12 protein-coding genes are annotated in these 14,654 nt (G+C 73.4%); 4 read left to right on the top strand and 8 right to left on the bottom strand.

Annotated features, from left to right (window positions below; translation table 11 throughout):
- Positions 1 to 101 precede the first annotated feature (101 nt).
- The 8 genes from IRQ30_RS23770 to IRQ30_RS06170 all read right to left on the bottom strand — a co-directional run bounded on the left by IRQ30_RS23770 (position 102) and on the right by IRQ30_RS06170 (position 9,159).
- Complete coding sequence (locus IRQ30_RS23770; RefSeq protein WP_193612103.1) at positions 102 to 2,066, bottom strand: Ig-like domain-containing protein; 1,965 nt, start codon at positions 2,064 to 2,066, stop codon at positions 102 to 104.
- Positions 2,063 to 3,526 carry a hypothetical protein gene (locus IRQ30_RS06200; protein WP_193612102.1) on the bottom strand — a complete coding sequence of 488 codons (1,464 nt, stop codon included), beginning with the start codon at positions 3,524 to 3,526 and terminating at the stop codon, positions 2,063 to 2,065. The genes IRQ30_RS23770 and IRQ30_RS06200 overlap by 4 nt, the downstream gene beginning before the upstream one ends.
- Positions 3,527 to 3,528: 2 nt before the next feature.
- A complete protein-coding gene (locus IRQ30_RS06195; protein WP_193612101.1) occupies positions 3,529 to 4,674 on the bottom strand; it encodes a hypothetical protein in 1,146 nt (381 codons plus the stop codon).
- The gene (locus tag IRQ30_RS06190; protein WP_193612100.1) at positions 4,671 to 5,492 is read right to left on the bottom strand and encodes a heme ABC transporter ATP-binding protein; all 822 of its coding nucleotides are present in this window, start codon (positions 5,490 to 5,492) and stop codon (positions 4,671 to 4,673) included. Before IRQ30_RS06190 ends, IRQ30_RS06195 begins: the two co-directional genes overlap by 4 nt.
- Positions 5,489 to 6,604, bottom strand: coding sequence for a FecCD family ABC transporter permease (locus tag IRQ30_RS06185; RefSeq protein WP_338089590.1), 1,116 nt, complete (start codon positions 6,602 to 6,604; stop codon positions 5,489 to 5,491). Before IRQ30_RS06185 ends, IRQ30_RS06190 begins: the two co-directional genes overlap by 4 nt.
- Entirely contained in the window at positions 6,601 to 7,716 is a 1,116-nt protein-coding gene (locus IRQ30_RS06180) for a heme/hemin ABC transporter substrate-binding protein (RefSeq protein ID WP_193612099.1), read from the bottom strand. Before IRQ30_RS06180 ends, IRQ30_RS06185 begins: the two co-directional genes overlap by 4 nt.
- Before the next feature lie 122 nt (positions 7,717 to 7,838).
- Complete coding sequence (locus IRQ30_RS06175) at positions 7,839 to 8,660, bottom strand: purine-nucleoside phosphorylase (RefSeq protein ID WP_338089589.1); 822 nt, start codon at positions 8,658 to 8,660, stop codon at positions 7,839 to 7,841.
- Between the two features lie 46 nt (positions 8,661 to 8,706).
- Positions 8,707 to 9,159 (bottom strand): gamma-glutamylcyclotransferase, encoded by a 453-nt coding sequence (locus IRQ30_RS06170; protein ID WP_193610248.1) that lies wholly within the window; start codon positions 9,157 to 9,159, stop codon positions 8,707 to 8,709.
- Between the two features lie 37 nt (positions 9,160 to 9,196).
- Here IRQ30_RS06170 and lpdA point away from each other — a divergent pair, with 37 nt between their 5' ends.
- From lpdA to IRQ30_RS06150, 4 genes are all read left to right on the top strand, one after another.
- On the top strand, positions 9,197 to 10,588 hold the full coding sequence (gene lpdA, locus IRQ30_RS06165; protein WP_193612098.1) for a dihydrolipoyl dehydrogenase: 1,392 nt from the start codon (positions 9,197 to 9,199) through the stop codon (positions 10,586 to 10,588).
- 124 nt (positions 10,589 to 10,712) lie between these two features.
- Positions 10,713 to 12,107, top strand: a complete 1,395-nt coding sequence (locus IRQ30_RS06160) for an NAD(P)H-quinone dehydrogenase (RefSeq protein ID WP_193612097.1) — start codon at positions 10,713 to 10,715, stop codon at positions 12,105 to 12,107.
- Between the two features lie 39 nt (positions 12,108 to 12,146).
- Entirely contained in the window at positions 12,147 to 13,334 is a 1,188-nt protein-coding gene (locus IRQ30_RS06155; RefSeq protein WP_193612096.1) for a SpoIID/LytB domain-containing protein, read from the top strand.
- A gap of 120 nt (positions 13,335 to 13,454) precedes the next feature.
- On the top strand, positions 13,455 to 14,639 hold the full coding sequence (locus tag IRQ30_RS06150) for a SpoIID/LytB domain-containing protein (protein ID WP_193612095.1): 1,185 nt from the start codon (positions 13,455 to 13,457) through the stop codon (positions 14,637 to 14,639).
- Positions 14,640 to 14,654: the final 15 nt, after the last annotated feature.

Genomic DNA, 14,654 nt, shown 5'->3' with positions numbered 1-14,654 from the left:
GCCCGGCACTGTAGTACCAGCGCGGCCACGGCTCCCGGGACGCCGAGGCGCCCCTCCCACCACGGGGAGGGGCGCCACGGGTGGTGCGGTGCGTGCCGCGGTCAGCGGACCCGGAAGGGCAGGCTCTTGGAGGAGGCCTTCACGTTGGCGTCGCCGGTGTAGGTCAGGACCACCCGGTAGGTGCCCTTCGCAAGGCGGGGCAGCTTGGCGGTCGCGACACCGGCGCGCGTCAGGCGGGCCTGGAGCGTGCGGACGACCTTGCCCTTGGCGTTGCGGACGACGACCTTGACCGTGCCCGCGGCGGAGCCGGCCGGGGTGGTGGTGACCTTCGCACGGACCTTGCCGGCCTTGCGGGGAGCGGGCTTCTTGACCAGCGTGGCCGTCGTGCGGCTGGCCGCCTTGGCGACCGTGACGGTGGCGGTGGCCGTGGCGCCCTCGACGTTCGGCGTGCCGTCGTAGGTGGCGCTGAGCGGGTGCCGGCCGGCCCCCAGCGTGCCGAGGGCGAACGTCGCCGCGCCGGACACCAGGTCCGCCGTGCCGACGACCGTGGCGCCGCGCTTGAGCGTGACCGCGCCCTCGGCGCCCTCACCGGTGACCGTGACCGTGGCGGTCGAGGCCTGGCCGTAGGTGCGGGCCGGCGCCGAGATGGTCGCGGCCGAGGGCGCCTTGGCGAAGGTCAGGGGCGTGTAGGTCTCGTACGACGGGGCCGTGGCGCCGCTGCCGGCGTAGGTGTAGATGCCGTAGTTGGCGGCGGTGGGCACCGCGGCGGCGGCGGTGTCGGCGGCGGCCTTGTCGACCGTCAGCGTGGCGGTGAAGGTGCCGGCCGGGGTGAGCTCGATGGCGCCTGCGTCCGGGCCGCCGATGGTCGCCATGTCCTCGGCGAGGACGGCCCACTGCTGCGAGCTGTTCTTGCGGTTGGCGGAGGCGACGCCGGCGGAGGGACGCCAGGCCTCGGGGAACTTGCCGAACGCGACGTACGTGCCGGCGGGTCGGCCCGCCAGCGGCGGACGGGCGCCGGTCGCGGCGGACGGGTCGAAGCCCGTGCCCTGGACGGTGATCTCCTGGGCGCCGTTCGGCAGGAACGTGGTCCTGCTGACCGTGACCTCCGGCGTCAGCTGCTCGCTGTAGGCCACCGAGAAGGGGTTCGCGATCTTGCGCGGGTCGGCGCTGCCACCGGTGGAGTACCAGTAGGGACCCTGGCCGAGCACCTGCTGGAAGTCGACGAAGGCCTGCGGGAACGCGCCCCAGTTGTCGCCGGTCCGGACCTGCTCGGTGGAGCCCTCGGCGGCGGCGTAGGTCACGCCCTTGTACTGCGGCGCGCCGGCGATCCCGGTCGGCGTCACGTCGACGCCCGTCATCGTCGCGAGGGTGATCTTGGTGTCGGCGACGGGCGTCCAGGCCTCCATGTCGTCCATGGAGGTGGCGTAGCCGCCCAGCGTGGCCGACAGCGTGCCGACGCCGTCGGTCACGACCAGCTCGGGGTCCGAGAGGTGGAAGTACGTCATGCCGGAGTAGAACAGGACGGTGGCGTCACCGTCCCAGGTGATCTGCGCGTTCTCGGCGTCGGGGTCGAGGGTGCCGGTGCCCTTCTTCACGACCATCCGCGTCTCGGCGAGGTTCGTCTGGGAGAAGCCGGACGTGAGGACCCCCGCGCTGGTGCGGCGCGTTCCGTCGAACGTGGCCGGGGCGTAGGTGCCGTCGGCGCCCTTGTCCTCGATCGTCACGTTGCCCGCGGTGCTCTTCCACCCGGCGGTGGCGTTGTTGGACCAGGTGGCGCCGTTGTCGGCGAGCCTCAAGGTCTGCCCGCCCGCCCCGGGGTTGCCGATCTTGCCGGCCGACATCAGGTTCCAGGTGCCGGGCGCGAAGGCGCCGGCCTGGACCTCGTTGTTGATGTCCCAGGTGAACGTGGCGTTGCTGACGGAGATCGGCGCGGCCGAGGCCGACGGCGCGGCGGCGACGCCGAGCGCGACGAGGCCGGCCGAGGCGACCGCGGTCGAGAGCAGCGCGGCCACTCCTCGCGTGCCCCGACGAGCAGCGGAGGTGCCCCCCGCTGTGGTGATGGTCATGACTTTCCTTTCACACGACTGCTGACGTTGCCGAGGATGGTGAGTGCGGCTGCTCCGAGCAGCAGCAGCGAACCGGTCCACCACTCCCATGGGTGGCCGGAGCTGGTCGCCCGCGACGCTGCGGGCAGCGTCTGGGCGTTCACGACCGGGACCGCCGGGAGGCGGGGGTCGAAGATCGGGGGCGTGGCGCCCGCAGGGGCGGCGCCCGGGGGCAGGACCGCCGGCGCCTGCGCCGGGAGGCCCGGCCCGGCGGGCGGGAGGGGCGCCGGGGGCGCCGGCGCCACCGGGGCGCTCGGCTGCGTGGGCTCGGCGGTCGGCTCGGCGGTCGGCTGGGGGTCGACCGGCGCGGTGACCGGGCTGCCGGCGGAGTAGCTCACGGTGAGGGGCAGCGGCACCTTGTGCGCGTCGGCGCTGCCGCCGGAGGAGTACCAGTAGGCCGCGGACCCCAGGCGGTGCATCGCCGTGAGGAACGACGCCGGGAACGCACCCCAGGAGGGACCGGTGCGCACCTGGGTGACGCCGGCGCTCGGGGCGTCGTGGCGCACGCGCAGGTAGGAGGGCGTGCCGGTGATCCCACCGGTGGTCGGTAGCCGCAGTCCCGCGCGCGGCAGGTCCGCGAGGACGACCCGACGTCCGGGCACCTTGACCCACGTGCTGGTGTCGTTCATGTCGGAGGCGTAGCCCCCGAGGGTCCCGCTGAGCCGTGCCGTCGTGGGCGTCACGACGAGCTGGGGGTCGCTGACCGTGAAGAAGGTCATGCCGGAGTAGTAGAGGACGGTGAACGTGCCCTTCCAGCTCACGGTGGCGCGGCCGGCGGCGGGGTCGACCGTGCCGGTGCCGCCGTCGATCACGACCTGGTGGTCGGAGAACGAGCCGCCGCCCGTGGTGAGCCGGCTGCCCGCGACGTCGGTCGAGGTGCCGTCGAACGCCGCGAGCGCGTAGCTCCCGTCGGGGCGGCGCTTCTCGATGCGCACCTCGCCCGCGCGGGCCGACCAGCGGGCCGGCTTGCCGTTGCTCCAGGTGGCGCCGCCGCTGCGCAGCGGCAGCCGCTGGCCGCCGGCGCCGGGGTCGCGCACCTCGCCGGCGGAGAAGAAGTTGAAGGTGCCCGGCGCGAACGCCGCGTTGTTGCTCTCGTCGTTGACGCCCCACCGCAGCTGGGCGTCGTCCACGGTGAAGGGCCCGCTCGTCGGGTCGTCGGTCGGCGTGGGCGTCGGGGCGGTGGGGGTCGGGGTGGGGGTCGGGTCGTCGGTCGGGGTCTCCGACGGCGCGTCCGTCGGGCTCGTCGTCTCCGTCGGGTCCGCGGTGGCCGTGGGGCTCGTGGAGGTGGGTGCGGGCTCGTCGGCGGCCGTCGTCCCGGCGGGCGCGGCCGAGCCGGAGGTGGCCACCAGCGCGGTCGCGGCCACGGCGAGGACGAGCACGAGGACGGCGGCGACGGCCCGCCCTGCCGAGGTGCGCAGCACGGTCACACCACCCCGGCGGGCGTCGGCCGGGTGCGGCGCCGGCGCAGCAGGAGGAGCAGCAGCGAGGCGAGGAACACGGCTGCCGCGAGGGCCAGGAACAGGCGCGAGGCGGGCAGCGCCTCGTCGTCGTCGGCCGTCTGCGTGCTCGCGGCTGCGGTGACCTCCGGGCCGGCGCTGACCGGGAAGCGCTCCGAGACCTCGGTGCCGGAGGCGGCGCCCGAGAGGCGGAGCTCGTGGGTGCCGGGCGGGATGTCGGCAGGCAGTGGCAGGACGCCGGCGACCTCGCCCGACGTGCCGGCCACCATCGGTCCGAGCGCGGCCAGGCCGTTGTCGAGGATGGCGAGCACCTGCTCGCCCGGCGCGAAGCCGCGGCCGGTGAACGCCAGGGCGTTGCCCGCGACCGCGGTCGCGCGGTCCGCGGTCACCACGGGCCGGCCGGCGCGGGCGGTCCGCGGGACGCCACCGGCGGCAGGGGGCGACGCCTCGGCGGCGGGCGGGGCGCTCTGGCCGGCGCCCGAGGGCTGGGAGCCGGACTGGGAGCCGGACTGGGAGGGCGCGGAGGACGGCGCCTGGTCGTAGACCTCGCCGAAGCTCACCGGCGTGAAGGTCTCGTTGGCGGGGTTCTTGACGCCGTGCGCGCCGATCGTGATGACGCCGCAGGTCATCGTCCGGCAGTCGACCGTGCTCAGCTTGCCGTCGCGGTCGACGCTCTGGAACTCCGGACCGGGCACGGTCATCGTCACGCGGAAGCCGCCCGAGCCCGACATGACGGCGTTGGCCTCGCCGGCGGTCGAACCGCCCGGGAACGAGACGAACCGGAGGTAGCCGCGGTTGTCGGCGGCGTTCTCGGAGTCGGGGATGTAGCGGTAGTCCTTGCCGGTCAGACCGCCCTTCGACGGACGCCACGAGTCGCTGCCGGGGTCGCGCACCCAGCCGAACATCACGTAGACGCCGCCGAAGCCGCCCTTGACCGACTGGAAGCCGGTCGCGTCGAGGGTGAGCGTGGTCCGGTAGCGGGTGTCGGCCTGGTCGCCGCCGCGGTCGTTGCGCACCGTCAGGCGCGCCTCGGCGTGGGCCGGCGCCGCCACCGCGGTCACGGTCCCGAGGGCCAGGGCCGCGGCGGCCAGCAGGGAGGTCAGTCGGTTCATGCGCGCACCTCGAGGTCGCTGGCGGACGGCCGCGGCGTACGGCGTCGGCGGTCGGGCAGGACGAGCAGCTCGCCGGTCTCGGGGTGGGCCGTGACCGTCACGGGGTGGTCGTAGACCTCGCTGAGCAGCGGGCCGGTGAGGACCTCCCCCGGGGCGCCCTCGCCGGCGACGCGGCCGCCGTGGAGGAGCACCACCCGGTCCGACCACGCGGCGGCGAGGCTGAGGTCGTGCAGCACGACCAGCACGGCGGCGCCCTGCTCGGCCTCGTGACGGGCACGGGCCAGCACGGTCTCCTGGTGGCCGATGTCGAGTGCGGCCGTCGGCTCGTCGAGCAGCAGCACGCCGGTGCGCTGCGCGAGGATCCGGGCGAACGACGTGCGTCCCTTCTCCCCGCCGGACAGCACGCCGAAGGGGCGGGCGGCGAGGTGCGTGACGTCGGTGGCCGCCATGGACTCGGTGACCACCGCCTGGTCGTCGTCCTCCTCGGGCCGGCCCCGCCACGGGGACCTGCCCATGCGGACGACGTCCTGGGCGGGGAACGGGAAGGCGATGTGGTGCTCCTGCGTCAGGACCGCGCGCTCGCGCGCCAGCTCCCGGAGCCGCCAGTCGTCGAGGCTGCGGCCGAGCACCTCGACCCGGCCCTGCGCGGGGCTCAGGTCGCCGGCCAGGACGGCGAGCAGCGTCGACTTGCCGGCGCCGTTGGGGCCGACCAGCGACACGATCTCGCCGCGTCGGACGTCGACGTCGACCCCGTCCAGCACCGTGGTGCCGCCCAGGCGGACCACGACCCCGCGGGCGCTCAGCGCGGCGTCGCTCATGCCCAGCCTCCCGAGGAGCGGCGGGTGCGGCGCAGGAGCCAGAAGAAGAAGGGGCCGCCCACCAGGGAGGTGAGCATCCCGAGGGGCAGGTCGGCATACGCCACCAGCGTGCGCGCACCGAGGTCGGCGACGACGAGGACCAGCGCGCCGGCCAGCATCGAGGCCGGCAGGAGCGCGCGGTGCCCCGGTCCCGTGACCATCCGGACCAGGTGCGGGACGATCAGGCCGACGAAGGCGACGATGCCGCAGAAGCTGACGGCCGCCGCCGTGAGCAGCGCGACCACCACGATCAGGAAGATCCGCAGGGCCTCGACGTTGACGCCGAGGTGGCGGGCCGAGCGCTCGCCGAGGGAGAGCAGGTCGAGGCTGCGCGCGCAGGCGAGGGCGCAGACCACGCCGACGAGCGCGAGCGGGGCCACGACGCCGACGTACTGCCAGCGGCTGCCGTTGAGGCTGCCAAGCTGCCAGAAGACGATCTGCTCGCGCGCCTGGGTGTCGCCGAGGAACATCAGCATCGCCAGGAGCGCCCCGGCGACGGCGTTCACCGCGATCCCGGTCAGGACCAGGGTCACGACCTCCGTCCGGCCGTCGGCGCGGGCCAGCGCGTAGACGACGAGGGTCGTGAACAGGCCTCCCACGAAGGCGCACACGGCGGTCGTCCAGTCGCCGGCGAAGCCGAGGCTGAAGACGATGGCGGCGGCGGCGCCCACCGCGGCACCGGCCGAGACCCCGACCACGCTGGGCTCGGCCAGCGGGTTGCCGAAGACCCCCTGCATCAGGGTTCCGGCGACCGCGAGGGCGGCGCCGACGACCATCGCCATCGCGACCCGGGGGAACCGGACGGTCCACAGGGTGTCGTCGCCGCGCGGGTGCGTGGGCATGGGCCCGACGTCGATCCCGAGGTGGTGCAGGAACGAGCCCACGACCTGCGGGAAGGGGATCGCCAGCTGCCCGGACCCGGCGGCGGCGAGACCGGCCACGACGAGCGCCACGGTGAGCACGACGAAGAAGGCGGTGGTCCGGGTGAGCCGCGCGGGTCGCGGGGACGACCCGGTCCGGTCCGCGGGGCCGGACGCGGGCATCGCTGCCGGGACCGACGGCGCGGAGCTCACAGGGCGTCGGGCGCGTAGAAGGCCACCGCCAGGGCGTTCAGGACGTCGGAGGTGCGCGGGCCGAAGCTCAGGACCTGGTCGTCGTCCATGGCGATGATCCGCTCGTGCTCGCCCGCCGGGGTCTGGGCGAGCGCCGGGAAGCGCTCGAGCAGGCCGTCGGCGCCGCCGACGGACTCCAGGCCCTTCGACATCATCAGGATCACGTCGGGCTGGGCGGAGATCAGCCCCTCGTCGTTGACCGGCTTCATGCCCTTCCAGCCGATCTCCTCGCTGACGTCGTACCCGCCGGCGGCGGTGATCAGGGAGTCGGCGCCCGAGCCCTCGCCGAACATGTAGTAGACGCCGGCCTGCCCGCGCACGTAGAGGAAGATCGTCCGCAGCTGACCGGTCACGTCCTGGGGGGCGACGTCCGCGATCTCCTCGACCGTGGCGTCGGCCTCGGCCTCGAGGCGCTGGCCGAGGACCGTGCCCTCGTCGGGCACGCCGAGGGCGTCAGCGACCTGCTGGGTCAGCGAGGAGATGTTGTCGATCCCGCGGCGGGAGTCGGTGACGACCACCGGGACGCCCGCGTCACGCAGCTGCAGCAGCACGTCCCACGGGCCGAGCGAGGTGTCGGTGAGGACCACGGTCGGGTCGAGGGCCAGGATCGCCTCGGCGCTCAGCTCGTGACCGTTCTGGGTGACCAGCGGGCGGTCCTCGATCTCGGGGAAGGACGAGGAGACGTCGCGGCCCACGACGCTGTCGCCGAGGCCGAGCTGGAAGACCGTCTGCGCGAGGGTGCCGTAGATGTCCAGTGCCAGGATCCGGCTGGTGTCGGTGACGGTGACCTTCGTGCCCTGGCTGTCGGTGACGGTGGCCGGCAGTGCCGGGGCCGGGTCGTCGGAGACCGGGTCGATGTCGGGATCCGGCAGGTCGACGCTCACGACGCCGTCCCAGCTCCGCGGGTCGGAGAGCGGCTCGACCTCGGACAGGCGGGGGACCTCCGTGGTCGCCCCGTCCTCGGCCTTCTCGTCGCCGGGGGCGGACAGGACGGGCCCGCACGCGGTCAGGATCCCGACCGCGAGCAGGAGGGACGTGGCGCGCCCGAGAGGGTGGCGGTGCTGGCGCGGCATGCGGGTCTCGCTCTGTGCTCGATGGAGGACAGCGGGAGCTGCTGTCGACCGTCAGCATACCTCTTATTTAGGGAAGGCTTACCTTGGTTCGCGGAGTGACACGGACCTCGCTCCGGGTAGCCCTAGATGGCGGGGACGATCCGGCCCAGGAGCTCGCCCATCCGCGACGCGGCCGCGCGGCCGGCCTCCAGGACCTCCTCGTGGTTGAGGGGCTCGCCGGTGATGCCGGCGGCGAGGTTGGTCACGAGGCTGATCCCGAGCACCTCCATGCCGGCCTCGCGGGCGGCGATCGCCTCGAGGGTCGTGCTCATGCCGACGAGCTCACCGCCGATCGCGCGGACCATGCCGATCTCGGCGGGCGTCTCGTAGTGCGGGCCGGGGAACTGCACGTAGACGGCCTCGTCGAGGCTCGCGTCCACCTCGCGGCACAGGCTGCGCAGGCGCGAGGAGTACAGGTCGGTGAGGTCGACGAACCGGGCGCCGACGATGGGGGAGCGGCCGGTCAAGTTGATGTGGTCGCTGATCAGCACCGGCGTGCCGGGGGTCCAGGTGTCGCGCAGCCCGCCGCAGCCGTTGGTGAGCACGATGGTGCGGCAGCCGGCCGCCGCCGCCGTGCGGACGCCGTGCACGACCGCGGAGACGCCCTTGCCCTCGTAGTAGTGCGTCCGGCTGAGGAACACCAGCAGGTTGCGCTCGCCGGCGCGGATCGAGCGGATCTTGCCCGAGTGGCCGGCCACGGCCGCCGCGGAGAAGCCGGGCAGGTCGGTGGTGTCGATCTCGGCCGTCGCCTCGCCGAGCGCGTCGACGGCGGGCAGCCAGCCGGAGCCGAGCACGAGCGCGACGTCGTGGGACGCGACGCCGGTCAGCTCGGCGAGCCGCGCGGCCGCCTCCTGCGCCAGGTCGTACGGCGAGTGGTCGGGGCTGTCGGGCGTCGTCGGGATCACGGCAGCACTCTAGGTCGTGCCGCGGGTCGTGCCGCGACCGAGGACGTCAGCTGCCGTTGGTGCGGCAGGGGCGCCGGCGCAGGGCGGCGACGTAGTCGTCCGGGGCGCTGGCGGCCTCCGCGGCCTCGGCGAGCATCCCGAGGTAGGACGCCGAGGGCAGCCCGCCCTCGTAGGCGTCCAGGACGTAGGTCCACACGACCAGCTCGCCGGTGAGGGTGGCGACCCGCACCTTGGTCTTGCGGTAGAGGCCGGAGTCGGCCGCCTCCCAGCCGTCGAGGTCGGCCTCGTCGGCCTCGGTGATGTCGTAGACGGCGACGAACACCTGCTCGAAGGGGTCCTGGACGATGGTCGACAGCGACCCGTCCCAGCCGTGGTCCTCGCCGCCGAACGTCAGTCGCCAGCCCTCCAGCCACCCCGTCGTGTGCAGGGGGGAGTGGGGGCAGCGCTCGCTCATGCGAGCGGGGTCGAGGTTCGTCCCGTAGGCGGCGTACAGGGTCACGGCTGCAGGCTATCGGGCCCCGCACTAGGCTGGGAGCGTGACTCACTTCGACGTTCTCGTCCTCGGCGCGGGCCCCGGTGGCTACGTCGCCGCCATCCGCGCGGCCCAGCTCGGCAAGTCCGTGGCGGTCGTCGAGGAGAAGTACTGGGGTGGGGTGTGCCTCAACGTGGGCTGCATCCCCTCCAAGGCGCTCCTGAAGAACGCCGAGCTGGCCCACGTGCTGACGCACGAGAAGGACAAGTTCGGCATCGAGGGCGACGCCACGATGTCCTACGGCCCGACCCACAAGCGGTCGCGCCAGGTGAGCGCCGGCATCGTCAAGGGCGTCCACTTCCTGATGAAGAAGAACAAGATCACCGAGATCGACGGCTGGGGCACCCTCACCGGCCCGAAGGCGCTGGACGTGAAGGGCAAGGACGGCGAGGTCACGTCCTACACGTGCGACGACCTGATCATCGCCACCGGCGCCAAGACCCGGCTGATCCCGGGCACGTCGCTGAGCGAGCGCGTCGTGACCTACGAGGAGCAGATCCTCGACTCCGAGCTGCCCGGCTCGATCATCATCGCCGGCTCCGGTGCCATCGGCGTCGAGTTCGCCTACGTGATGAAGAACTTCGGGGTCGACGTGACGATCGTGGAGTTCCTCGACCGGATGGTCCCCACCGAGGACGCCGACGTGTCCAAGGAGCTGGCCAAGCACTACAAGAAGCTCGGCGTGAAGGTGCTGCTCGGCACCAAGGTCGAGGGCATCGACGACTCCGGCGACAAGGTCAAGGTCACCGTCTCCAAGGACGGCAGCACCGAGGTGCTCGAGGCCGACAAGGTCATGCAGGCGATCGGCTTCCAGCCGCGGGTCGAGGGCTACGGCCTCGAGGCCGCCGGCGTCGAGGTCACCGAGCGCGGCGCGATCGCGGTCGACGCCCGCGGGCGCACCAACGTCGACGGCGTCTACGCCATCGGCGACGTGACCGGCAAGATGATGCTGGCCCACGCCGCGGAGGCCATGGGCATCGTGGCGGCCGAGACGATCGCCGGCGCGGAGACGCAGGAGATCAACTTCGACATGATCCCGCGTGCCACGTACTGCCAGCCGCAGATCGGCTCCTTTGGCTACTCCGAGGAGCAGGCCAAGGAGTTGGGCTACGACGTCAAGACCGCGACGTTCCCGTTCTCGGCCAACGGCAAGGCCCAGGGCCTGGGCGACACGGCCGGCTTCGTCAAGATCGTGGCCGACGCCGAGCACAACGAGATCATCGGCGGGCACCTCATCGGCCCCGACGTGACCGAACTGCTGCCGGTGCTGACGCTGGCGCAGACCTGGGACCTCACCGCCGACGAGCTCGCGCGCAACATCTTCGCCCACCCGACGCTCGGCGAGTCTGTGAAGGAAGCCATCCACGGCATCGCCGGCCACATGATCAACTTTTAGCCGGTTTCTCGACCGCGACGCAGTCGCGGTCGAGAAAAGCCCAGGCCAGGTCGAGCAGCCGCGCGGCTGAGGAACGAAGCCGCGACCGGCGTGTCGAGACCTAGCCACCTGAGAGGAATGACCCATGACCGACAAGGTCGTCATCATCGGAGGCGGACCCGGCGGCTACGAGTCCGCGCTGGTCGCGGCGCAGCTCGGCGCGGAGGTCACGGTCGTCGACACCGACGGCATCGGCGGCTCAGCGGTCCTCACCGACTGCGTGCCCAGCAAGACGCTGATCGCGACCGCCGAGCTGATGACCGACGTCGCCGGCGCCGCCGAGCTGGGCGTCAACTTCCACGACCAGGAGGGCGACCTCGCGACGGCCGTCTCGGTCGACCTCGGTCGGGTCAACAAGCGGGTCATGCAGCTGGCGGCCGACCAGTCCGCCGACATCGCGCGCCGCCTGGCCAAGGAGGACGTGCAGGTCGTGCGCGGACGCGGGCGGCTCGACGGTCCGGGCCGCGTGACCGTCAGCCTCGACGGCGAGGACGACCGGAGCCTCGAGGCCGACGCGATCCTCATCGCCACCGGCGCCGCTCCGCGCACCCTGCCCAGCGCCCAGCCCGACGGCGAGCGGATCCTCACCTGGGAGCAGGTCTACGACCTGACCGAGGTACCGACCGAGCTGATCGTGGTCGGGTCCGGCGTCACCGGCGCGGAGTTCGCCAGCGCCTACCTCGCCCTCGGCATCCCGGTCACCCTGGTCTCCTCGCGCGACCGGGTGCTGCCCGGCGAGGACGCCGATGCCTCGCTGGTCCTGGAGGAGGTCTCCAAGCGCCGCGGCATGAAGGTGCTGTCGCAGTCGCGCATGGAGTCGGTGACCCGGGACGGCGAGGTGGTCACCGTGACCCTCACCGACGGCCGCAGCATCCAGGGCTCGCACTGCATCCTGGCCCTCGGCTCGGTGCCCAACACCGCCGGGCTCGGGCTGGAGGAGTCGGGCGTCGTGCTCAAGGACGGCGGCTTCGTCAACGTCGACCGGGTCTCGCGCACCTCCGCGCGCGGCGTCTACGCCGCCGGCGACTGCACCGGCGTGCTGATGCTCGCCTCGGTCGCGGCCATGCAGGGCCGGATCGCGATGTGGCACTTCCTCGGCGACAAGGTCAGCCCGCTCGACCTCAAGAAGGTCTCCTCCAACGTCTTCACCGCCCCGGAGATCGCGACGGTCGGCTGGAGCCAGCAGGCGGTCGACGCCGGCGAGATCACCGCCGAGGTGGTGATGCTGCCGCTGTCGGGCAACGCCCGCGCCAAGATGCAGGGCGTCCACGACGGCTTCGTCAAGCTCTTCTGCCGCCCGGGCACCGGCATCATCGTCGGCGGCGTGGTCGTCGGACCCCGCGCCAGCGAGCTGATCCACCCGGTCTCGATCGCGGTGGCGGAGTCGCTCACGGCCGACCAGCTCGCCCAGGCGTTCACGGTCTACCCGTCGATGAGCGGGTCGGTCGCCGAGGCCGCGCGGCGCCTGCACCACATCTGACGGGCAGACCGCAGCGGCGTCCGCGTGTACCGTGACCCGGTGCTCTCTCGGACCTCCCTCCTCGCCGCCCTGGCCCTCGTGCTGTCCACCCTGATGCCGTCCGGCCCCGCGTCGGCCGCGACCTGGCAGGTGCCCGACGGTGCCACCATCACGGTCGTCGGCCACGGCTACGGGCACGGTCACGGCCTCTCGCAGTACGGCGCCCAGCGCGCGGCGACCAAGGGGCTGGGCTACCGCAGGATCGCGCGCTTCTACTACCCGGGCACGCGCTGGGGCAAGATCGGCGGCCAGGTGCGGGTGCTGATCAGCGCCGACACCAGCCGCGACGTCGTGGTCGTTGCGCGCGGCGGTCTGGTCGTCCGGCCGGTCAAGGCCGGCAAGCCCACCCGGCTCGCGCAGGCGCGACCGCGCGCGAAGCGCTGGCGCATCGTGCCGGTCGCCGGCGGCCGCAGCGCCGTGGACTACCAGACCTCCGGACGCTGGCGCCGGCTGCGCACCGTCCGCGGCGACGCCGAGTTCACCGCGGGCGGCAAGCCCATCCGCCTGGTCTTCGCCGGCGGCAGCCGCGCCTACCGCGGCGTCCTCCGCTCCGCCTCGACGGGCCGCGGCCTGGACCGCGACACCGTCAACGTGCTGCCGCTCGACTCCTACCTCAAGGGCGTCGTGCCGCGCGAGGTGCCGTCCTACTGGCACCCGCAGGCCCTGCGCGCTCAGGCGGTCGCCGCTCGCACCTACGCGGCCTACGAGCGCAAGCACTCGCGCCGCGGGCACTACCAGCTGTGCGACACCGACCAGTGCCAGGTCTACGGCGGCGCGACCGACGAGCAGCGCGCGACGTCGAAGGCCATCGACGCGACCCGACGGCAGGTGCTGACCAAGGGCGGAGGACCGATCTTCGCCCAGTTCTCCGCGAGCAGCGGCGGCTGGACCTCGCGCGGCGCCTTCGCCTACCTGCCCGCCAAGAAGGACCCCTACGACGCCTTCGCCGGCAACGACTACCACGACTGGACCGTCCGGGTGACCGACGCCAAGATCGAGCAGGCCTGGCCCGGCGTGGGCGAGCTGACGTCGATCGAGACCTCGGAGCGCGACGGCAACGGCGAGTGGGGCGGCCGGGTCGGCAAGGTCACGCTGCGCGGCACGACCGGCATCGTCGTGGTGTCTGGTGACGACTTCCGGTTCCGCATGGGGCTCTACTCGACCTGGTTCACGCTGCGCGTCGGCTGAACTACCGATCTGTAGTTCGCACGGAGCGATTGCAGGCTCCTGGGACGCGTGGTGCCATGTGGGGTCACACGCGTTCACTCGCGTGATCTCGAGCCACGTCCGTCACGTCCCGGAGCCCCCATGCGCACCCGTCCCACCGGCCTCGCCGCCGGCCTGCTCACGCTCGCCCTGGTGGTCGGCCTCGCCCCCGCGGCCACCGCCGCCGACTCCTGGCGGGTCCCCACCCGGTCCTGGCTGACGCTGACCGGGCACGGCTACGGGCACGGCCACGGGATGTCCCAGTACGGCGCCGAGGGCGCGGCCCGCCGCGGCCTCACGCACCGACAGATCCTCGACTTCTACTACCGCGGCACCCGCTGGGGGACGGCGGCGGGCCTCGTCAGCGTCGTCATCAGTGCCGACACCAGCGACGACCTCGAGGTGCTGAGCCGTCGCGGCCTTCGGCTGCGCGACACCGCCGGCGGCACGGTCGAGCTGCCGGCCAACGGCGCGAAGCGCTGGCGCGTCGTCGTCACCGCGACCGGTCGCAACCGGGTGCTGTTCAAGACGGACCGCTGGCGGCGCTGGCGCGACCTGCGCGGGGAGGCCGAGCTCTCCGCGGGCGGTCGCCCGATCACGCTGGTCACCCCCGCAGGCCTGCGTTCCTACCGCGGACGGCTCCAGGCCACCGCGGTCGCCCGCGGCTCGAAGGCGCGCGACACGGTCAACACCCTCACCCTGGAGGCCTACCTGCGCGGGGTCGTCCCGCTGGAGATGCCGGCCTCCTGGAGCCCCGAGGCCGTGCGCGCCCAGGCGGTCGCCGCCCGCACCTACGCGACGTACGAGCGGGCGCACCGGACGGGCGGGCGGCTGTGCGACACCACCTCCTGCCAGGTCTACGGCGGTCACGCGGCGGAGCACCCGGCATCGAACGCCGCGATCGCGGCCACCGCGGGGCAGGTGCTGACCCACCGCGGCGCGCCGGCCTTCACCCAGTTCGCCTCCAGCAGCGGAGGCTGGACCTCCGCCGGCTCGATGCCCTATCTCGCCGCGCTGGAGGATCCCTACGACGACTGGGCGGGCAACCCCGTCCACGACTGGAGCCTGCGCCTCGCCGACACCGCCGTCGAGCGCGCGTGGCCGTCGGTCGGCGACCTGACCGGCATCGCGGTGACCCGGCGCGACGGCAACGGCGAGTGGGGCGGGCGCGTGCGCTCGCTGACGCTCACCGGCAGCAAGGGCAGGGTCGTCGTCTCCGGCGACACCTTCCGCTCCCGGCTGGGGCTGCGCTCCACCTGGCTGACCTTCCGCGTCGCCGCCCGCTGACGCCACTGTCGGGCG

Origin of the sequence: Nocardioides lijunqiniae, from assembly GCF_015024225.1 — a bacterium.
GTDB classification, from domain to species: domain Bacteria; phylum Actinomycetota; class Actinomycetes; order Propionibacteriales; family Nocardioidaceae; genus Nocardioides; species Nocardioides lijunqiniae.
This window is presented reverse-complemented; position numbering and strand designations above follow the sequence as displayed.

Bases quoted from the DNA above. Each gene is read 5' to 3' on its own strand.
- IRQ30_RS23770 (WP_193612103.1), bottom strand. From the start codon at position 2,066: ATGACCATCACCACAGCGGGGGGCACCTCCGCTGCTCGTCGGGGCACG.
- IRQ30_RS06195 (WP_193612101.1), bottom strand. From the start codon at position 4,674: ATGAACCGACTGACCTCCCTGCTGGCCGCCGCGGCCCTGGCCCTCGGG.
- IRQ30_RS06190 (WP_193612100.1), bottom strand. From the start codon at position 5,492: ATGAGCGACGCCGCGCTGAGCGCCCGCGGGGTCGTGGTCCGCCTGGGC.
- IRQ30_RS06180 (WP_193612099.1), bottom strand. From the start codon at position 7,716: ATGCCGCGCCAGCACCGCCACCCTCTCGGGCGCGCCACGTCCCTCCTG.
- IRQ30_RS06160 (WP_193612097.1), top strand. From the start codon at position 10,713: ATGACCGACAAGGTCGTCATCATCGGAGGCGGACCCGGCGGCTACGAG.
- IRQ30_RS06150 (WP_193612095.1), top strand. From the start codon at position 13,455: ATGCGCACCCGTCCCACCGGCCTCGCCGCCGGCCTGCTCACGCTCGCC.